18 protein-coding genes are annotated in these 18,707 nt (G+C 68.7%); 11 read left to right on the top strand and 7 right to left on the bottom strand.

Annotation, left to right across the window (positions count from 1 at the left end):
* Positions 1-68: 68 nt before the first annotated feature.
* A complete protein-coding gene (locus tag ABCS02_RS08950) occupies positions 69-1,373 on the bottom strand; it encodes an MFS transporter (protein ID WP_345835289.1) in 1,305 nt (434 codons plus the stop codon).
* 140 nt (positions 1,374-1,513) lie between these two features.
* Here ABCS02_RS08950 and rpsO point away from each other — a divergent pair, with 140 nt between their 5' ends.
* The 3 genes from rpsO (at position 1,514) to ABCS02_RS08935 (ending at position 4,138) form a co-directional block, all read left to right on the top strand.
* The gene (gene rpsO, locus ABCS02_RS08945; RefSeq protein WP_345835288.1) at positions 1,514-1,783 is read left to right on the top strand and encodes a 30S ribosomal protein S15; all 270 of its coding nucleotides are present in this window, start codon (positions 1,514-1,516) and stop codon (positions 1,781-1,783) included.
* A gap of 143 nt (positions 1,784-1,926) precedes the next feature.
* The gene (locus ABCS02_RS08940; RefSeq protein ID WP_345835287.1) at positions 1,927-2,805 is read left to right on the top strand and encodes an alpha/beta fold hydrolase; all 879 of its coding nucleotides are present in this window, start codon (positions 1,927-1,929) and stop codon (positions 2,803-2,805) included.
* 121 nt (positions 2,806-2,926) lie between these two features.
* Positions 2,927-4,138: an LLM class flavin-dependent oxidoreductase gene (locus tag ABCS02_RS08935; RefSeq protein WP_345836314.1), complete on the top strand. Its 1,212-nt coding sequence runs from the start codon at positions 2,927-2,929 to the stop codon at positions 4,136-4,138.
* Between the two features lie 3 nt (positions 4,139-4,141).
* Here the strand turns inward: ABCS02_RS08935 and ABCS02_RS08930 are convergent, their stop codons facing one another.
* Complete coding sequence (locus ABCS02_RS08930; RefSeq protein WP_345835286.1) at positions 4,142-4,942, bottom strand: hypothetical protein; 801 nt, start codon at positions 4,940-4,942, stop codon at positions 4,142-4,144.
* A gap of 14 nt (positions 4,943-4,956) precedes the next feature.
* Positions 4,957-5,439, bottom strand: a complete 483-nt coding sequence (locus ABCS02_RS08925; RefSeq protein ID WP_345835285.1) for a VTT domain-containing protein — start codon at positions 5,437-5,439, stop codon at positions 4,957-4,959.
* Between the two features lie 173 nt (positions 5,440-5,612).
* Here ABCS02_RS08925 and ABCS02_RS08920 point away from each other — a divergent pair, with 173 nt between their 5' ends.
* Entirely contained in the window at positions 5,613-7,562 is a 1,950-nt protein-coding gene (locus ABCS02_RS08920; RefSeq protein ID WP_345835284.1) for a glycosyltransferase, read from the top strand.
* Positions 7,563-7,740: 178 nt separating this feature from the next.
* On the opposite strand, the gene ABCS02_RS08915 is transcribed toward ABCS02_RS08920, so the two are convergent.
* Complete coding sequence (locus ABCS02_RS08915; RefSeq protein ID WP_345835283.1) at positions 7,741-8,916, bottom strand: hypothetical protein; 1,176 nt, start codon at positions 8,914-8,916, stop codon at positions 7,741-7,743.
* 318 nt (positions 8,917-9,234) lie between these two features.
* On the opposite strand from ABCS02_RS08915, the gene ABCS02_RS08910 reads away from it, so the two are divergent.
* The 4 genes from ABCS02_RS08910 (at position 9,235) to ABCS02_RS08895 (ending at position 13,701) form a co-directional block, all read left to right on the top strand.
* On the top strand, positions 9,235-11,502 hold the full coding sequence (locus ABCS02_RS08910) for a polyribonucleotide nucleotidyltransferase (RefSeq protein WP_345835282.1): 2,268 nt from the start codon (positions 9,235-9,237) through the stop codon (positions 11,500-11,502).
* 301 nt (positions 11,503-11,803) lie between these two features.
* Positions 11,804-12,079, top strand: coding sequence for a hypothetical protein (locus tag ABCS02_RS08905; protein WP_345835281.1), 276 nt, complete (start codon positions 11,804-11,806; stop codon positions 12,077-12,079).
* A gap of 96 nt (positions 12,080-12,175) precedes the next feature.
* Positions 12,176-13,177 carry a hypothetical protein gene (locus tag ABCS02_RS08900; protein WP_345835280.1) on the top strand — a complete coding sequence of 334 codons (1,002 nt, stop codon included), beginning with the start codon at positions 12,176-12,178 and terminating at the stop codon, positions 13,175-13,177.
* Positions 13,177-13,701 (top strand): hypothetical protein, encoded by a 525-nt coding sequence (locus tag ABCS02_RS08895; RefSeq protein ID WP_345835278.1) that lies wholly within the window; start codon positions 13,177-13,179, stop codon positions 13,699-13,701. The genes ABCS02_RS08900 and ABCS02_RS08895 overlap by 1 nt, the downstream gene beginning before the upstream one ends.
* Before the next feature lie 467 nt (positions 13,702-14,168).
* Here the strand turns inward: ABCS02_RS08895 and ABCS02_RS08890 are convergent, their stop codons facing one another.
* The gene (locus ABCS02_RS08890) at positions 14,169-14,546 is read right to left on the bottom strand and encodes a hypothetical protein (protein WP_345835277.1); all 378 of its coding nucleotides are present in this window, start codon (positions 14,544-14,546) and stop codon (positions 14,169-14,171) included.
* 61 nt (positions 14,547-14,607) lie between these two features.
* Positions 14,608-15,189 carry a hypothetical protein gene (locus tag ABCS02_RS08885; RefSeq protein WP_345835276.1) on the bottom strand — a complete coding sequence of 194 codons (582 nt, stop codon included), beginning with the start codon at positions 15,187-15,189 and terminating at the stop codon, positions 14,608-14,610.
* Between the two features lie 186 nt (positions 15,190-15,375).
* Between ABCS02_RS08885 and ABCS02_RS08880 the strand changes: the two genes are divergently transcribed.
* Complete coding sequence (locus ABCS02_RS08880; protein WP_345835275.1) at positions 15,376-16,233, top strand: hypothetical protein; 858 nt, start codon at positions 15,376-15,378, stop codon at positions 16,231-16,233.
* 1 nt (position 16,234) lies between these two features.
* Positions 16,235-16,522, top strand: coding sequence for a hypothetical protein (locus ABCS02_RS08875; protein WP_345835274.1), 288 nt, complete (start codon positions 16,235-16,237; stop codon positions 16,520-16,522).
* 38 nt (positions 16,523-16,560) lie between these two features.
* Here ABCS02_RS08875 and ABCS02_RS08870 read toward each other — a convergent pair whose 3' ends face one another.
* The gene (locus tag ABCS02_RS08870) at positions 16,561-17,622 is read right to left on the bottom strand and encodes a histidine kinase (protein ID WP_345835273.1); all 1,062 of its coding nucleotides are present in this window, start codon (positions 17,620-17,622) and stop codon (positions 16,561-16,563) included.
* A gap of 304 nt (positions 17,623-17,926) precedes the next feature.
* Here ABCS02_RS08870 and ABCS02_RS08865 point away from each other — a divergent pair, with 304 nt between their 5' ends.
* Positions 17,927-18,652 carry a response regulator transcription factor gene (locus ABCS02_RS08865; protein WP_345835272.1) on the top strand — a complete coding sequence of 242 codons (726 nt, stop codon included), beginning with the start codon at positions 17,927-17,929 and terminating at the stop codon, positions 18,650-18,652.
* The last annotated feature ends 55 nt before the right edge of the window (positions 18,653-18,707 follow it).

The raw sequence follows: 18,707 nt of genomic DNA, 5'->3' as shown, positions 1-18,707 counted from the left end.
CACCCCACGCCAGAACGCGCTTGTGTCACGAAAACGGACCGTTTTCGTGACACAAGCGCGTTCTCACGTCAGGCGACGGGTTGATTCGCGTCGTAGGACCGGAAACCGGGGCTCAGGCGGACGAGCGTCGTCACGATCGCGAGGATGAGGAGGCCGCCGAGCAGCGGCGGGAACCACAGCGCCGTGAAGGTCGCGAGCGCGCCGGCGTAGAGCGCGCCGATGCGCGGGCCGCCGGTGACGACCACGATGAAGATCCCCTGCAGCCGCCCGCGGATCGCATCCGGGACGGCGGCCTGCATCATCGTCCCGCGATAGATCGCGCTCACGTTGTCCGCGCCGCCGGCGACCGCCAGCACGACGACCGCCACCGCGATCAGCACGAGGTTCGGGTTCGCTTCGCTCACGGTGCCCGGCGGGGCGAACCAGCCGAGCGCCGCGGCGCCGAGGACGAGCCCGAACGCCGCGATCGCCGCACCGTAGACCAGGACGGCGCGCTCGATCCCGATCCCGTGCCGCCGGAACCGGCCGACCGGACCCGAGAAGAGGCTCGCGAGGACGGCGCCGATCGCGAACGCGGCGGTCAGCGCGCCGGTCGTGATCGCGCCGCCGCCGAGCAGCACGGCGCCGATCGCGGGGAACAGCGCGAGCGGCTGCCCGAACGTCATCGCGACGATGTCGAGGATGTATTGCAGGCGGATGTTGGCCGCGCGGCGGAGGAACGCGACCCCGTCGCGCAGCGACTCCAGGCCCGGCCGCACGATCGTGCCTTCCGGGCGGATGCGCGGGAGCGTCCAGAGGCCCAGGAACAGGCTCGTCATGAGCAGGACGTCGACCGTGTACGTCCAGCCGTACCCCACCGTCGCGACCAGGACGCCGGCGAGCGCCGGGCCGACCATCACCATGAGGCCCATCTCCATGCCCTGGAGCGCCGCCGCGGCGGGCAGCATCTCCCGCGGCAGCAGCCGCGGCACGATCGCCGCCCGGGTCGCCTGCACGATCGAGTTGGCGGCGGAGATCACGATGCTGAGGACGTACAGCGACCACACCGACTCCGCGCTGGCCCACGCCAGCACCGCGAGCGCCACGGTCGACGCGAACGTCACGGCGGCGGCCAGGAGCGCGACGAGGCGCCGATCGAACGCGTCGGCCAGCATGCCGCCGTAGAGGCCCGCCACCACCATCGGGAGCAGCCCGGTGACCGCGATCATCGCGACCGCGAACGTGGACCCGGTCAGGGCGAAGACGTGCAGCATGACCGCCACAACTGTGACCTGGCCGCCGAGTCCGGAGAGGGTCGTCCCGATCCAGAGCCGCGCGAACGCCGGGTGCGACGTCAGCGGACGGATGTCGAGAAACGCGCTGCGGGACGGCATCCCCCCATCATCTCGTCGTTTCTCCGGTGCGCCGCGCTGCTGGTAGACTTCTTCGGTTGCCGTCACGACGGCCGCGGATGAAGAGAGCTCGCGCAGAAGGCGACGAGCGCCGCGCAGCGAGAAGAGAGGGGATCGGCCCTATGGCACTTGAAGCAGAGACCAAGAAGGCGATCATCGAAGAGTATGCGACGCACCCCGGTGACACCGGTTCCCCCGAGGTGCAGGTTGCCCTGCTGACGCAGCGCATCAAGGACCTCACCGAGCACTTGAAGGAGCACAAGCACGACCACCACTCGCGTCGTGGCCTCTTCCTGCTCGTCGGTCAGCGCCGCCGCCTGCTCGGCTATCTCCAGGACATCGACATCGAGCGCTACCGTGCGCTGATCGAGCGACTGGGGCTCCGCCGATAAGGCACCCCGGCATATATCGCTTTCCGAAGGCCGTCCCACGGTGTGGGGCGGCCTTCGTCGTTCCCGCTTCGACGCCGTCCCGACTGTGACGAAGCTCGACGTGTCGCCCCACCGGTAGGGTCGATTCGGAGGAGATTCACAGCATGACGATGATGGACGAGGCGATCGAGCGCGACCGCGCGATCGTGGACATCGACTGGCACATCTTCCCCGACGGCACGCGCCGCGATCGCTTCGCGGCGCCGAGCGGAGAGCTCGTGCGGGTGCGGCTCGGCGATCCCGATGCGCCGCGGGTCCTGCTCGTTCCGGGTGTCGCGGGATCGAAGGAGGACTTCGTCCGCCTCTTCCCCCTGCTCGCGGATGCCGGATACCTCGTCGAGTCCTACGACATCGCCGGCCACTACGAGTCGATCGACGCGGGACCCGCGAACCTCCACCCGCCGCGCGAGCACTACGACTATCCCCTGTACGTCGACGATCTGATCGCGATCCTCGAGGACGGCGCGCCCGCGCACGTCCTCGGCTACAGCTTCGGCGGTCTCGTCGCCGAGCTCGCCCTCGTGCAGCGGCCGGAACTCTTCCGCAGCATCGCGCTGATGTCCACCTCTCCCGCGTTCGGGCAGGTGTTCCGCGGGGTGAAGCACATCGGCCCGATCTCCGACATGCCGCCGCACCGCGCCGCGGGCCTCATTCTCTGGGGCATCCGCTACAACCTGAACCGCACCCCGCCCGGCCGCATCGCGTTCGTGCGCGAGCGGCTGGATGTCACGCCGCGAGCCTGCATCGACGACGTCATCGCGATGATGATGGCGACGCCCGACGTGCTGGAGGGGGTCGCCGCCGCGGACGTCCCGAAGCTCGTCGCCGTGGGGAACAGCGATCTCTGGCCGGCCGAGCAGCACCGCGCGTTCGCGGAGCGCATCGGCGCGCGGATGCAGGAGTATCCGACGGGCCACGCGCCGTGCGAGACGACGCCGCACCAGCTCACACGCGATCTGCTCGCGCTGTACGCGGAGGGCTGACCCGCCGGGAATACCCCGGGCCGGGGAGCGTTTCACGACATACATTCACTTGCATGAAAACGGGCGCACAAGGCCCGGGAAGCGGGAAGACATCGTGAGCGACACCGAGCACTGGCCGGGGATGCAGTTCGGGATCATGAGCGTGAGCGACATCACGCAGGATCCCACGACGGGCTATACGCCGACGGAGGCCGAGCGGATCCGGGACACCCTCACGATCGCGAAGCACGCGGAAGAGGTCGGCCTCGACGTGTTCGCGATCGGCGAGCACCACAACCCGCCCTTCTGGTCGTCCTCGCCGACCACGACGCTCGCGTACATCGCGGCGCAGACGGAGCGCCTCGTCCTGTCCACCTCCACGACGCTCATCACGACGAACGACCCGGTCAAGATCGCGGAGGACTTCGCCGTCCTCCAGCACGTCTCGAACGGGCGCACGGACCTCATGCTGGGGCGCGGCAACACCGGCCCGGTGTACCCGTGGTTCGGGCAGGACATCCGGCAGGGGCTGCCGCTCGCGATCGAGAACTACAACCTCCTGCACCGGCTCTGGCGGGAGGATGTCGTCGACTGGTCGGGACAGTTCCGCTCGCCGCTGGAGTCGTTCACCTCGACGCCGCGCCCGCTCGACGGGGTGCCCCCGTTCGTGTGGCACGGCTCGATCCGGACTCCGGAGATCGCCGAGCAGGCGGCCTACTACGGTGACGGCTTCTTCGCGAACAACATCTTCTGGCCCAAGGAGCACTACCAGAGGCTCATCGGCCTCTACCGCCAGCGCTACGCGCACTACGGCCACGGCACGCCCGAGCAGGCGATCGTCGGTCTGGGCGGGCAGTTCTTCGCTCGGACGAAGTCGCAGGACGCCGTCGCCGAGTTCCGTCCGTACTTCGACAACGCGCCGGTGTACGGACACGGCCCGAGCCTCGAGGACTTCACGGAGATGACGCCGCTCACGGTGGGCTCGCCGCAGCAGGTCATCGACCGCTACGCCTCGATGCGCGAGACGTTCGGCGACTACCAGCGGCAGCTGTTCCTCGTCGACCACGCCGGCCTTCCGCTGAAGATCGTGCTCGAGCAGCTCGACATCCTCGGCGGCGAGATCGTGCCCGTGCTGCGGAAGGAGCTGGCGCGCGACCGCCCCGCGGAGGTTCCGGACGCGCCCACGCACGAGCTCCTCGTTCGGGCCGCGTACGGCGACGGCCCCGCCCGTCAGGCGCGGCCGAACGCCAACCGCGGCGACAACCTGACGGTCGGCTCGCCCTACCAGGACACGGTCGACGCGGCGCCGCAGGGCGCGGCGTTCGGTGCCGCGGCGGCGCGCACCGGCGCGTAGCGGTCAGTCCGGGATGACGCGGTACGCGTGGGCGGTTGCCTGCGCGTACCACCCGACCCGGCGATACGGACGGATGCGGACGCCGGCCGGGATGCCCACCCGGTCGGCGTCCGCGCGTCCGGGGCCGCCGCAGTCGAGGATGAGCGGTGTCGGCGTCGGGCCCGTCCCGCACCTCCCGAGCCACAGCACGGCGTGCACGATCTCGCCGGACTTCGACGCGATGAACACGATGTCGGCGGGCTTCAGCTGCGCGACGAGCGTGTCGTAGTCGCCACGGATGACGCGGATGCCGGGCACGGCATGCGGATCGCCGGGCGGCAGCAGGTGCGTCTGCGCCTGCTTCGCGACATCCGTCGAGAAGTGCAGCCCGAGCGCGTATGCGTACGCGAAGCCGGTGAAGTTGCTGCAGTCCAGGCCCGGTCCGCGGCGTCCCGAGCGGACCTCCTTCCACGGCCAGTCCGCGGGCGGGTGCCAGGCCGGGACGTGGTGGTGCTGGTAGTCGAGGCCGATGAGCGCCCCGGCGACCGCGAGCACGCGTTCCCGGGCGGTTTCCGCATCGAGGGCTGCCGCCGGCGCGGGATACCGACGCTGGGTCGGTCCCCAGTTGCCCCAGCGCGTGCGGGTCGAGCGCGAGTACCAGTCGGTGTCGGGGATGCTCGCCTGCGCCGCGGGGTCGTTCCACGGCCACGTGTCGAAGCCGGCGAGCCGCGCCTCGGTCGGCGTCTCGAACGCGAGGGCGTAGGGGGAGCGGTAGTCCGGCGCGACGGCCTGCGGGGTGAGGGCGTCGAGCCCCGTCATCGTCATGACAGATCAGTCTGTCAGCGGTCGGCGACGTTCTCCACGAGCGCCTCGGCATCCTGCCGTGACCGCCGGGTAATGCGAGAGATGAGCGCGTCGAGGCCCAGACCCAGAGCGATCGCGACCACGACCGAGACGATGACGGCGACGACCGGCCCGCCCGGGAGGATCGCCGCGATCGCCGCACCCACGAGCGCCTGGTACGCCGCCCACAGTGTGGCCGCGATGGCCGCGACCAACGCGAACCGCGCCGCGGAGACCCTCGACGCGCCGGCCGTGAGGCTCACTGCGATGCGGGCGAACGGGATGAAGCGCGCGACGAACAACGCGACCGCGGTGCGCTGATCGAGCCGCCGTCGCGCCCACGCGAACCCGACCTGGATGCTGTGGTGCCGCATCCACTTCCAGCGGGTGAGCCCGACCGAGTCGATGACGACGACGAGACCCATGACGGGCAGCGCCCATGGGCTCTGGGCCACCTGCGAGATGATCTCGTCGATCACGCTGCCGTGTCTAACGGCCGCCGGTGAACGGGAGTCGAACGGCGTCGGCGACGTGGCGAGGGACAGCCGGTGACCGCCCGCGGTGCATCCGGTGAACACTCGTCGACCTCGCGTGTGGACCGCGCTTGGGTGCGACGGCCAGCCGCCACCCTGGATACGTGAGAGTCGCGGTCATGGCAGAGTCCTTCCTGCCGCACATGAACGGAGTCACGGGCTCCGTCCTTCACGTTCTCCGCAATCTGGCTCGGGCGGGGCACGAGGCGCTCGTCATCGCGCCGCACTCGGGGGAGTACACCGCCGATCTGTACGGCGCTCGCACCGAGCTCCTCCGCTCCCTCCCGATGCCCTCCTACCCCCAGGTCCGGGTGGTCATGGCCCGCACGGCCCGGCTGACCGCGCTCCTGCGCGACTTCGAGCCGGATGTCGTCCACCTGGCGTCCCCGTTCGTGCTCGGCTGGCAGGCCGTCAACGCCGCCGACGCCCTGCGGATCCCGAGCGTCGCGATCTACCAGACGGACGTGGTCTCGTACGCGGAGAAGTACGGTCTGCCGCGGGCGAAGCCGCTGGTCGAGGCGCATGTCGCGCGCCTGCATCGCCGCGCGACCCTGACCCTCGCCCCGTCCTCGTCGTCGGTCGCGCAGCTCGAGGGGCTCGGCGTGGATCGGCTCCGACGCTGGGGGCGCGGCGTCGACACGGTCCTCTTCGATCCCCGCAAGCGCGACGACGCCCTGCATGCGTCGCTGGCCGGCGACGACGTCATCGTCGGCTACGTGGGCCGGCTCGCGCCGGAGAAGCAGGTCGACGACCTGAAGGCGCTCGTCGGCATCCCGGGCGTGCGCCTCGTGATCGTCGGCGACGGCCCGTCGCGGCCGGCTCTGGAGCGCGAGCTGCCGGACGCCGTCTTCCTCGGCCACCTGTCGGGGGAGCGCCTCGCCGAGGCGATGGCGAGCTTCGACGTCTTCGTGCACCCCGGCGAGAGCGAGACGTTCGGTCAGACGATCCAGGAGGCGCTCGCCAGCGGGGTTCCGGTCGTCGCGACGGGCGCCGGCGGGCCGGTGGACCTCGTCCGCTCCAGCATCGACGGTTGGCTGTACCGGCCCGGCGACCTCGGCGACCTGCGGGACCGGGTCGAGGATCTCGTCGGCGATGCGTCGAAGCGGGCCGCGTTCGCGCGGGCGGCGCGCGAGTCCGTCAAAGACCGCACGTGGGACGCCCTGTGCGCACAGCTCATCGGCTACTACGAGGAGGCGCGGGCGCTCCGGCCGATCGACGACGCGCTGCTCGTGCGGCGGTCGACGCGGCCCGCGGCGGTCCTGCAGCCGGCGACGGTCGCGCCGAAGTGGTCACGGTTCGTGGCCCTCGGCGACTCGCTCACGGAGGGCCTGTGCGACGGATCGCGCATGCCGTCCGGGGAGTTCCGCGGCTGGGCCGACCGGCTCGCCGAACTCCTCGCGCAGACGAGCAGCGCGCCCGGGGCCTTCCGGTACGCGAACCTCGCCGTACGCAGCCGCAAGATCCATGACCTGACGGTGGAGCAGGTGCCCCGGGCGCTGGAGCTGCGGCCCGACCTCGTGTCGATCTTCATGGGATCGAACGATCTCGTGAGCCGCCGGAATACGCCGGAGGCGCTCGCCGACGAGCTCGAGCGCTGCGTCCGGCGCCTGCGGGACGCCGGCTCCGACGTCCTCCTCGTGACGCCGTTCCTGCCCCGTCGCCGCGCGGCGATGCTGTTCGCCCGCCGCTTCGCCGAGTTCAATGCGCACGTGCGGCGGATCGCGGCCGAGACCGGCTCGATGCTGCTCGACGTCGAGGCGCTGCCCGCGGTCGGCGACCTCGGCATGTGGGCCGACGACAAGGTGCACCTGCGCTCGCGGGGTCACCGCTACCTCGCCTACCGCTCCGCCGACGTTCTCGGCGTTCCGGATGCCGAGGCGCTCGGCGGTCTGGAGGCGGCCCTGCACGACGAGGAGCCGCTCACCTCCGGGTGGCTCCGCCGCGACGCCCTGCCGTGGATCTGGCGCCGCCTGCGCGGCCGCACCGCCGGCGACGGCCTGACCGCGAAGCACGCCGACTACATCGAGCTCCCGCGCCCCGGCATCGGCCGCAAGACCCCCGTCGCCTGACTCGCGGTTTCCCCGCCGACCCGCCCGGTTCCCTCACCCGCCGGTTCCCCCGGGCCGACGCGGCCTGTCCACCCCTCCGCGAGAACGCGCCCGTGTCACGTTTGCACGGCGTGTCTGTGACATACGCGCGTTCTCACGGGGTGGTGGACCGGGGTGGTGGGACCGGGTGGACGCGGGGTCAGTACCAGTTCGTGCGCTCGGAGTGGTCCCACGCGGAGCAGGGGGTGCCGTAGCTCCGGTCGATGTACGACAGGCCCCAGTCGACCTGCGTGGCGCCATTCGTCCGCCAGTCGGCACCCGCGGACGCCATCTTGCTCCCGGGAAGCGCCTGCGGGATGCCGTAGGCCCCGCTCCACGGGTTCAGCGCGTCGGCTCGCCACCCCGACTCGCGGTTCCAGAGGAGCACGAGGCATTGGTACTGGTCGTCGCCCCACCCGTACGCGCCGATCGCCGATCGCGCATACGCCCGCGCACCTGCCGGATCCACCACGACGCCGTAGCCGCCCCCCGAGTCGCCTGGGTCGCCGGACCCGCCGCCCGACCCGGACCCGCCCGACCCTGAGCCCGAACCCCCGGAACCCGAGCCCGAGCCCACGGAGGGCGGCGGGCTCGGCGGGGGCTCCGCCGCGACCTCCTGGCCGATCCGGTACTGCCGTTCCACCCGCGCGGTCGTGTCCTTGAGCGTCGCCAGCTGCGCATACATCGTGTCGACCTGGCCCCGCAGGGAGGAGACCTGGGCGCCCTCCGCGGCGACGGCGGCCTGCGCGTCCCTCGAGGCGGTGTCCGCGGCATCGGCGAGCCGCACGCGTTCCGCCTCCGCGGTCTGCGCCTGCGCGCGGAGGGATGCGGCGGTGTTCGCGTCGGCGACGGCCGCGCCGGAGATCTCGCGCCAGGTCGCGTTCAGCCGGTCGAGCAGCCCCAGGCGGTCGAGGATCGTCGAGGGGTCGGCATCCGTCAGCAGGCGCGCCAGGAGCGGCGTCGAGGACTCCTCCCGGTAGCGGCCGGATGCCAGCGCGCCGAGCGTCTCCTTCGCGGTGGCCAGGCGCGCGTCGGCCGCCGCGCTCTCGGCGCCGAGCTGCTGCGCTCGCGTGGTCGCGGCATCTGCGTCGACACGGGCCTGCGTCGCGGTGGCGGCCGCGGTCAGCGCCGTGTCGGAGAGGGCCGCCGAGCGTGCCTGCGCGTCGTCGAGCGCCGCGTTCAACCGGTCGACCAGCGCCTGCGTCGCGGCCTGGTCGTTCCGCGCACCCTGGACGTCCGACCACGTCGGATAGTCCGTCGCGGCGGCCGGCAGGGGGGTCGCGATGGACAGCGCGATCACGGCGGCCGCGGCGGCGGCGATCCCGAGACGCGTCACCGAACGCCGTATGGCCGTTGCTCCTCGAACGTCGGCTCGAACACCGTGGCGCCCCCTCTGTCCTCGCCGGATCCTCGTCCCACGATAGGCGCGGGCCCGCCGCATCGCCAGGCGGAGGGCCCTGGTAGGCTGATGCAGGCTGCCTACGGGCACCGCCAACTCAACAGAACTCAGGGAGCAGGTCGGCAGACAGCTGGTCTCCTGTGGTGGGTTCCCCGACGGATGCCGGGTGATCTTCTACTGGTGACCAGCGCGGACACGCCGCAATCGCGCCGCGCCCGGCTCTGCCCTGCTCCCTTCGAACGAAGGAGACACCTCTTGGAGGGTCCGGAAATCACCGCCGCGGAGGCCGTTCTCGACAACGGCCGCTTCGGCACCCGCACGGTCCGTTTCGAAACGGGCCGGCTCGCGCAGCAGGCGCAGGGCGCCGTCGCCGCGTACCTGGACGAGGAGACGATGCTCCTGTCCGCCACCTCCGCGAGCAAGCAGCCGCGCGAGGGCTTCGACTTCTTCCCGCTCACCGTCGACGTCGAGGAGCGCTCGTACGCCGCCGGCAAGATCCCCGGTTCGTTCTTCCGTCGCGAGGGCCGCCCCTCGACGGAGGCGATCCTCGTCTGCCGCCTCATCGACCGCCCGCTGCGCCCGTCGTTCGTCGACGGCCTCCGCAACGAGGTCCAGATCGTCGTCACGGTGCTCTCGATCGCGCCCGGCGAGTTCTACGACGCGCTCGCCATCAACGCGGCGTCGCTGTCGACCCAGATCTCGGGCCTGCCGTTCTCCGGCCCGATCGCGGGCGTGCGCCTGGCGCTCATCCCGGGTCACGGCCAGAACGCCGACCAGTGGGTCGCGTTCCCGAGCGCCAAGCTCCTCGAGGAGGCCGTCTTCGACCTCATCGTGGCCGGCCGCGTCCTCCCGGACGGCGACGTCGCGATCATGATGGTCGAGGCGGAGGCCACGGAGGGCAGCTGGAACCTCATCCAGGGCGGTGCGACGAAGCCGAGCGAGGAGATCGTCGCGCAGGGCCTCGAGGCTGCGAAGCCCTTCATCAAGGAGCTCGTCGCCGCTCAGAACGTCGTCGCGAACACCGCGGCGAAGGAGATCCAGGCCTACCCGGTCTTCCTGCCGTACACGCAGGAGACGTACGACTTCGTCGCCGCCCGCGCGCAGGACGAGCTGAAGGGGATCTACCAGATCGCCGACAAGATCGAGCGCCAGAACGCCGACGACGCGCTCAAGGACCGGATCAAGGCCGAGGTCGCCGCCGCCGTCGAGGCCGGCGAGCTGCCCGCATCCGCCGGTGGCGAGGTGTCCGCCGCGTACAAGTCGGTCACGAAGAAGATCGTCCGCGGACGCATCCTCACGGAGGGCGTCCGCATCGACGGCCGTGGCCTCGCCGACATCCGTCCGCTCGACGCCGAGGTGCAGGTCATCCCGCGTGTCCACGGCTCGGCGATCTTCCAGCGCGGCGAGACGCAGATCCTCGGCGTCACGACGCTGAACATGCTGAAGATGGAGCAGCAGATCGACTCGCTGTCGCCCGTCACGCACAAGCGGTACATCCACCACTACAACTTCCCGCCGTACTCGACGGGTGAGACCGGCCGCGTCGGCAGCCCGAAGCGCCGCGAGATCGGCCACGGCTTCCTCGCCGAGCGCGCGCTGGTGCCGGTGCTCCCGGCGCGCGACGAGTTCCCGTACGCGATCCGTCAGGTGTCCGAGGCGCTCGGCTCCAACGGCTCGACGTCGATGGGCTCGGTCTGCGCCTCGACGCTGTCGCTGCTCAACGCGGGTGTGCCGTTGCGCGCTCCCGTCGCGGGCATCGCGATGGGTCTCGTGTCCGACGAGGTCGACGGGCAGACGCGCTACGCCGCGCTGACCGACATCCTCGGCGCGGAGGACGCGCTCGGCGACATGGACTTCAAGGTTGCCGGCACGAGCGAGTTCGTCACGGCGATCCAGCTCGACACGAAGCTCGACGGCATCCCGTCGTCGGTCCTCGGCGCCGCGCTCACGCAGGCCAAGGAGGCGCGCCTCACGATCCTCAGCGTGATCAACGCGGCGATCGACAGCCCGGACGAGATGGCCCCGACGGCCCCGCGCGTCATCAGCGTGCAGATCCCAGTCGACAAGATCGGCGAGCTGATCGGCCCCAAGGGCAAGACGATCAACGCGATCCAGGACGAAACCGGTGCCGACATCTCGATCGAGGAGGACGGCACCGTCTACATCGGCGCGGTCGACGGCCCCTCGGCCGAGGCGGCGCGCGCGCAGGTCAACGCGATCGCCAACCCGCACAACCCGGAGATCGGCGAGCAGTACCTCGGCACGGTCGTGAAGATCGCGACGTTCGGTGCGTTCATCTCGCTCCTCCCGGGTAAGGACGGCCTGCTGCACGTCAGCGAGGTCCGCAAGCTCGCGGGCGGCAAGCGCGTCGAGAACGTCGAGGACGTGCTCGGGGTCGGCCAGAAGCTCCTCGTGCGCATCACCAAGGTCGACGACCGCGGCAAGCTCTCGCTCGAGCCCGTGCTCGACGAGGATGCCGCCGCCGAGGCCCCGGCCGAGCCGGAGCCCGTCGCCGCCGAGTAGTCCTTACGCGGAATTCACAACCGAGGCCTGGGTCACCCCAGGCCTCGGTTGCGTTTCCGGGGCCTATCGGTCCTCGGGCTCCTGAGTCTCGGGTCGATCGATGTTGCGCTCTGACCGAATCGACGAAAGGCAGCAGCCCAGCGACCAAAGTAGGTAGCGGCGCTCCTTCCCCATGCGCATTCTGATTGAGAGATGTCACCTTTAGCCCGGTGTCCGAGAAGCACGGAGGTTCGTGGGCGAGCACTGACGGACGCGGCGTAGATATCTCTGATCGCCCGAGACAAGGCAGGGGAGACTGGAAATGAAACGAAACCTAGAAGCGCCAGGCAAAAGAAGGTCTGTCACCCAACTACTCAAGGGAACACTTGGCGTGGCGGCGATTATTACGCTCGTCACCACCGCGACCAGCGCTGCCTCAGCTAACCAGGCAGACACACCTCTCCAGGTCGATCTCGGCACCGCGGCAGTAACAGAGGCCGACGGAACTCCACTTAACATCACCTGGACGCAGGATGATCCTGCACAAGCAATCGGTGTGGCAACGCTCTCCAACGGCAAACCTGCTCAGATCACGTAACTATCCGCGCTGCCTGTCCCGAACGAAATTCTCCGCAGGCCCGAAAGAACTGCGGATCCACGGAAGCTCGAAAAGGCAAAAACCTATCCCGGTATTTTGCCGGCCGAGCTTGTCGGCACCAGCTTTGTCGAGGGTGGTGGCGATTCCGTAACCTCGGGAACAGTCGCCTCTAGCGAGGCGGATCCCTCGGAGTTCGAAACTGTCTCCCTCACCGCCGTAACTCCGACGACTGTCAGCTACGCGTGGAAAGGCTACGGGGCAACCTACGAGATATCCAAGGACGGAGCCCCGTTCCTCAACACTACGAACCCGGTATTCATGGATAGCGGTCTCGGAAGCGGTACGCGCGTAGTTTACCAAATCACGGCCTATGATGAACAGAACGCTGTCGTAGCTAACCGTACGGTACCGATCACGACACCGGGCGTCGGGAATGACTTTGCATCGCTCGCGCGGAGCGGCGTTACGCCCCTCAGCTACCAGCCATACAATTCAAAGGCGATATATCGGACCTTTATCAGCGATTATCGGGTGGCTCTCGACCTTCTCGCTACTTTTGGGTGCGGACAGGCGGGCACGAACAACCGCACGTTCGGTGGGGACTCTCGAGGATATGCGCTTCCAGGTTCCAACGCGCCGTGGGACAACATCTCGTCTCGAACATCCGTCGCATTGAATATCAACTGGAATAACCCCTACCCATATGACATTCAATGGGTAAAGCAGATTGGGACGACTCATCTCTACGAGGGTGATACACTCATCGACCAGCGAACGGCAAGCGACGCCGGCATCCAGATTTCTGACGTCCAGGTTGCGGGTTCATATGCCCAAGCGCGTGTGAATCACGATGTCGGAAACCCCTTCTGCTCGGCTGGGTCGATCAAATATAATGTGGTATTTCGCTGGTACCGTAACGGGACGTTCGAAGTCGTTGGATGGCGTCAGCCCGTCCCAAGCCACGAGGTTTGGGGCGGATGGGACAACGGAGTGGGTAATATGAATTGGGATGCTTTCGCCCTTCTCGGCAACGAAGGATTCAATTGTTTGGCCGGCTTCTGCGGAAACCGGACCATGAACTACTCCTTGACTCACTGATGATGGACGGCGTCAAGGGTGCGGGAGTTGGATACTTCTCACTTCTTACGGGTTCCCTCGTCGGAGTGGCCCTTGGCGCCGTCTTTCAGACATCGATACTCCGACCCAATTCTGTTGCATCAGCGTGGTACATATTCAGCGGCTATCTTGTAACCGGCGACGCGGTCTTGCTCGGAGCAATGCTCCTCATCGGTGTCCCCGTCTGTCTTTTCATGCGGCGTCGTCGGGCTACTAGAGGGCAGACTCTGGGCGCTCTGACTATCGCCGCAGTGCTGACGGCCCTCGTTGTTGGAGGCACGCTGGGCCTCTTGAGCGGTCAGGCCGCAATCTGGATACTGATCTTCCTGGCCGCGATCGCCTGGTGCTGGGCCGTCGCGATCATCCTCGTGCGACCCTTCGACGCACTACCGCGAATCAGGTGGTCAATTCTGGGGATTCTCATCGCCCTGCTCGCAGCCGCGAGCGTCACGATCGCTCTGGGGCTACTTCCGTGGCAGGCAGGTTCCACTGTGTCGATCACGTAGCGCAGTGTCGGTCTAGTCGAACAGCCGGCCGGCAGAAGCCCCTCGTGCGCATCGTCAAGGTCGACGACCGCGGCAAGCTCTCGCTCGAGTCCCGGCTCGACGAGGATGCCGCCGCCGACGCTCCTGCCGAGCCGGAATCCGTCGCCGCCGAGTAGTCCTTACGCGGAGTTCACACCGAGGCCTGGGTCACGCCCGGCCTCGGTTGCGTTTAGCCTTCTATCCGTCGTCCGGGGACACGGGATCGTCGAACGCAACCGGGAATGCCTCGAGCGCAGGGATGTCAGAGCGCGCTCGATGGTCGCGGTGGGTCCACGGACGAAGGGGCTGCGGTCGAGTTGACCCCACGAGAGATCGCTCGTCACCGAGAATACGCGCGGATCGCAACATCATGCGCCCTCTCGACGTACGACGCCACCGACCGGCCGTCGGGCGCCATCGTGTTCACGAGGCGTTGGTACGCGGAGTCCTCATCGAGCGTCATCTGGTGACTCCGCGCTCGTGGGGTCGCGCACCGCTGCGGCCTGGCGCGAAGCGACCAGATGCGCAGCCCGGAGAGATTCGGGTCGGAGCGTCTCGTCGCGGACGAGCTGCCAGAACGTTCCCGGCACGGTTCCGAGGTCGCGCCACAGCCACGCTGCGTAGGCCACCGAACTCGCGACCGTCGCGGCAAGGAAGACGAGGCCGTCCACGATGCCCAGGCCGATCGCGAGGGATCCCGCGACCGCGGCGATCACGAGGAGGACGAAGAGCGCGAGGAACGGGACCCACCGCAGGCGGGGCACACGCGCGGTGGCGAGCAGAACCCCGGCCGCCAAGCCCGCGATTCCGACGATCACGTACTGCATCTTCCCCCTGCTTTCGACTGCGATTGAGCCCGGCTGCGCGAGCCGCTGATCCGACCCGGAGTTACGCCGCTCGGAGCGCGCGGCGTCGACCCGTTCGATGCATCAGGATCACGGCGGCGATCGTCAGCAGCGCGAGAATGGCTGCGCCGAAGAACGTCGCGAGAAATCCGATGAGGATCAGCCCGCCGATGATCCCCGCTATGGCTGGCAGGCCGATGGCGGCGAGCCGCGACAACCTCGATCGCCGGAGGGCCGGCGCGAGCACGCTCACCACCGTCGCCGTGAAGAGTGCGACCGAAAGCAGGATCAGCGCGAGCCAGACCGGTCCGCCGAAGGATGGCTCCATCTCGTCGTCGACGAGCCGGTACCAGACCAGGTGGGCTGCGCCCGCGAACCCCAAGCCGATCGCCATGAGCGCGGACGGGACCCTGAGGGATCGGCGGCGCGAGCCGGAGGCGATGCCGAGCGCAAGGGCGGCGAGCACCGGAGAGACGACGAAGGTGAGGGTCTGAGCGAGGATCCCCAGTTCGACGCGGTGAGAGCCGATCGCGACGACAGCGCCGGCTGCCGCGACGGCTGACGCCGTGGCAAGGCTGAACGCGAGCGGCCACCGGAGCGAGCGCCAGATGCCCTGAGCGTTCATGTCGTTGCCTCCGCGGTAGATGAGGACCGGATGCGCGTCGTCAGCCTACGGTGCTCGTCGTTCGGTCTCAGGCGGGAGTCGACGAAAGGCAGCTTTCGAGTACCAAAGGAGGTAACGGCAACTCCGGTCTCTCGACCACGCTGGCGAGAGCATCATCCCCGAATCGTCGAAAGACAGGAGATTGTCATGGCCCTCCGCGGAAGAGGATCCCAGCGACAGCGTTTCGCGGCGCTGGCTACTTCGATCACGGTCGCCACCGCCGGCCTCGTCGCCGTTCCGGTGGGTGCGATCGCCGACGATGGCCACGTCTCGGTGGCCGAGATTCAGGCGTCCTTGACGAACACGGAGCGCGTGAACGACGCACTGATCGCCGAGGCGACGCCGTCTCGAACCACGACCACGGCTGCGGCGGTGGCCGAGGTCGGCGGCGGCACCACCGTGTCCGTGCCCATCGATCCGGCGGAGGGCATATCGCTCACGCAGCCCAACGGCTCGATCCTTCGTGTCGAGTTGCCCAACGCTCAGCGCGCCGACGACGCGGCTCGCCTGCCGGGTGGAGGCGTGGCGTACACAGCCGACGGCGACAGTGCGAACACGGTCATCCCCACCAGCCGCGGCGTGCAGATGCTGACGACTGTCGCGGGCGGCGGTGCACCGACTCGGTACGGCTACGAGGTCTCGCTCGGCGAAGGTCAGCGGCTCGAACTCCTCGATGAGGGCGGTGCGCTCGTCGTGAATACCGACGGCTCGGCGGCCGCGGCGGTGTCCGCGCCGTGGGCGAAGGATGCGAACGGTAGGGATGTCCCCACGCATTACGAGCTCGCGGGAAACGCGCTGGTGCAGGTCATCGACCACGCGAGCGTCAGCGACGTCGCCTACCCGGTGGTCGCCGACCCCATCTGGCTGGCGCCCTGGGTCGTCCGCTGCCTGATCGGGATCGGCCTCAATGGAGCGGCGATCGCGCGGATCGCGTCGACCGGTTCGCCCGGAGCGATCCTTGCCGCGGGCGGCTTCGCTGCTCTCCGATGTGTGCTGGGCCGCTGACATGGCACTGCCGAAGGACATCAACGAGCTCAAGCTGAGGTTGCAGCTGGTCAACGAGCAGATCGCCCAGCATCCGCTCAACTCGGACCTGATGAAGGCGTCGAACGACGTCGTGGAGTCGCGCGGCGCGAAAAACGTCTCCGCCGTCGAAGACGAGCTCGCCGTCAACGAGCTCCTCCCGCTCGAGGAGATCGGACGGACGACGGTCACCGGTCTTCGCAGCTTTGCCAGACTCCACCGGCTGCGGCGAAAACTCGAGAGGCGTATCGCGCGCAGGCAAGCGCGGTGAAGGCAGCGACCCGACGACGTGAAGGGGCCCGAAGCGCGTCACACGCGGGGGAGAGCAAGCGTCGCGAGCCATCCACCGTCGACAGCGGCCGCGTCGAACTCTCCGTCCGCCAATCGAGCCCTCTCCCTCATACGGTCGATTCCGTATCCCCCCGACCGCTCCGTGGAGGCGGGGCCTGCCGGAACGTCGTTCCAGACGGAAACCGTGAGCTTCCTCTCGGTCATGGTGACGGCGATGCGCGCTGCTTGGCTCTGCGGCGCGTGAACGATCACATTGTTGGCCAGCTCGCGGGCAACACGTACCACCGTGGTCGCGACGTTCAGCGACAGCTGACCCTCATCGTCCGGCGCCCGCTCGAAGGCGAGCTCCGTCGGGATGCCCGCGGCTTCCAGACGGGAACGAACCTCCTCCACGACCTCCGCGATGGTTGGCGGTTGCTCGGCCTCGTCGCGGACATCGCTCCCCGTCTCGACGTGAAGTATCCGGCGGATGTCCACGAGCGCTTGGCCGGTGGCCTCGGAGATCGCATGAAGCGACGTGGTCCGCGTGGTCGAATCAGCCGCGAGAGGGAGTGCTCGGGCGTGCATTGCTGCGATCGTGATGTTGTGGGCGACGATGTCGTGGAGCTCGTCGGTCATCCGCTCGCGTTCCTGGCGGACGGCGATCTCGGTCTCTCGTTCACGGCGCGCGAGGTCCTTCTCCAGCCTCTGCCTGGCGGCGACCGTACGACGGATTGCGACGCCGACCGCGCTGGACGCGAGGCCGATGGCAGAAATCGCGATGGCGCCACCCCCGCCGATGTAGCCCTGGGCCCAGCCGGTCATCAGAAGGGTCGCGGCGACCAGGAGGTACGCCGCGATCAACGGGGCGGTGCAGGCGTAGATCACGAGGCCCGAGACGACGGCCAGAAGCAGGGAGAGCTGGGGAGTGAATCCGACCAGGGTCGCGGCGAGGCCGACGAAGACGACAAGGATGGTCGCGACCCACGGGCGCCATGCGAAGACAGCGCACGCGAGGAGCGCGGCGATTTCGATGGTCGACCCGATCGACCATGTCGTCATGTCGATGACGAGCGAGGCGAGGACGGCGAGGGTGACCACCGCGAGCAGCGACCAGCGTGCGGGCGGAGCGAGCAGGACACTCCCGTCCGGTTGTCGCCCCGTGAGCGTGCGGGCCGTCCGCGAGGCGGATGGGCTCCCGTCGGTGTCGCTCACGGGTCCCATCCACCCATTCTGCCGCGGCCGGCATCACTGGCAGATGCGAAGAACCCTACAAACCCAGTCGATGATTCCCGCCGTAGTGCTGGCCTTGCCACCGAGCGCGGCGAACGCGTTGAGAATGAGCATGATCCCCCCAGAAGTTGGCCGATGACGGCCTGCTAAAGATGTCCGCCGTTGATTCTCAATGATTCTGCTGACGTCGACTAGCGACGAAAGTCGCTATCTCCCGTCCGGCTCGGTGCATAGGATCGTCGCCATGTCGTCCATCCGCGTGCTCGTGGCGGACGACGAGAAGCTCATCCGTGCCGCACTTCGAGTCTTCGTCAGCTCTGCTGAGGACATTGAGCTAGTCGGAGAAGCGGTGGATGGGGCGGATGCGGTCGCGAAGTCGCGCCGAAGCGTTCCTGACGTCGTCCTGATGGACCTGCAGATGCCGGTCATGGACGGAATCGAGGCGACCGCGGCGATTGCGACCGAGCTCCCGGATGTCCGGGTGCTGGTCCTCACGTCGCTCGCCTCCGACCGGCGCATCGTCGAAGCGCTTCGTGCCGGTGCGTCGGGGTACCTCCTCAAGGACACGTCTCCGGAGGACGTCATCGCCGCCATCCATGCCGCCCACCGGGGCGACACGATTCTGTCGCCGCGGCTGGCGCGCGCACTTGTGTCCGCCGTGCAGGACAGCGACGATCGTTCGAGGTCAGCGCCGTCGTCCGGCGACCTCACCGAGCGCGAGATGTCGATCGTCCGCCTTCTGGCGACGGGGCGGGCGAACGCGGAGATCGCCTCGACCCTCCATCTTGCGGAGACCACGGTGAAGGCGAACCTCAGCCGGATCATGCGCAAATGGGCGCTGCGCGACCGCGTTCAGGTGCTGATCCATGCCGTGAGACTCGGTCTCGTTCAGCTCTAGATGCATGCGCCCACAGGGGTTGCGGCACGGGGTAGGCGTGTCGTGATCAAAAAGT

Source organism: Microbacterium sp. X-17 (genome assembly GCF_039615055.1).
The sequence above is the reverse complement of the archived record's forward strand: the minus strand, read 5'-3'. Positions and strand labels throughout refer to the sequence as shown.

Excerpts from the sequence above, each read along its gene's own strand:
- ABCS02_RS08940 (WP_345835287.1), top strand. The coding sequence starts at position 1,927 with ATGACGATGATGGACGAGGCGATCGAGCGCGACCGCGCGATCGTGGAC.
- ABCS02_RS08950 (WP_345835289.1), bottom strand. The coding sequence starts at position 1,373 with ATGCCGTCCCGCAGCGCGTTTCTCGACATCCGTCCGCTGACGTCGCAC.
- ABCS02_RS08865 (WP_345835272.1), top strand. The coding sequence starts at position 17,927 with ATGATTCTGCTGACGTCGACTAGCGACGAAAGTCGCTATCTCCCGTCC.
- ABCS02_RS08920 (WP_345835284.1), top strand. The coding sequence starts at position 5,613 with ATGGCAGAGTCCTTCCTGCCGCACATGAACGGAGTCACGGGCTCCGTC.
- ABCS02_RS08890 (WP_345835277.1), bottom strand. The coding sequence starts at position 14,546 with ATGCAGTACGTGATCGTCGGAATCGCGGGCTTGGCGGCCGGGGTTCTG.
- ABCS02_RS08880 (WP_345835275.1), top strand. The coding sequence starts at position 15,376 with ATGGCCCTCCGCGGAAGAGGATCCCAGCGACAGCGTTTCGCGGCGCTG.
- ABCS02_RS08905 (WP_345835281.1), top strand. The coding sequence starts at position 11,804 with ATGAAACGAAACCTAGAAGCGCCAGGCAAAAGAAGGTCTGTCACCCAA.
- ABCS02_RS08935 (WP_345836314.1), top strand. The coding sequence starts at position 2,927 with ATGCAGTTCGGGATCATGAGCGTGAGCGACATCACGCAGGATCCCACG.
- rpsO (WP_345835288.1), top strand. The coding sequence starts at position 1,514 with ATGGCACTTGAAGCAGAGACCAAGAAGGCGATCATCGAAGAGTATGCG.
- ABCS02_RS08885 (WP_345835276.1), bottom strand. The coding sequence starts at position 15,189 with ATGAACGCTCAGGGCATCTGGCGCTCGCTCCGGTGGCCGCTCGCGTTC.
- ABCS02_RS08875 (WP_345835274.1), top strand. The coding sequence starts at position 16,235 with ATGGCACTGCCGAAGGACATCAACGAGCTCAAGCTGAGGTTGCAGCTG.
- ABCS02_RS08895 (WP_345835278.1), top strand. The coding sequence starts at position 13,177 with ATGATGGACGGCGTCAAGGGTGCGGGAGTTGGATACTTCTCACTTCTT.
- ABCS02_RS08930 (WP_345835286.1), bottom strand. The coding sequence starts at position 4,942 with ATGACGATGACGGGGCTCGACGCCCTCACCCCGCAGGCCGTCGCGCCG.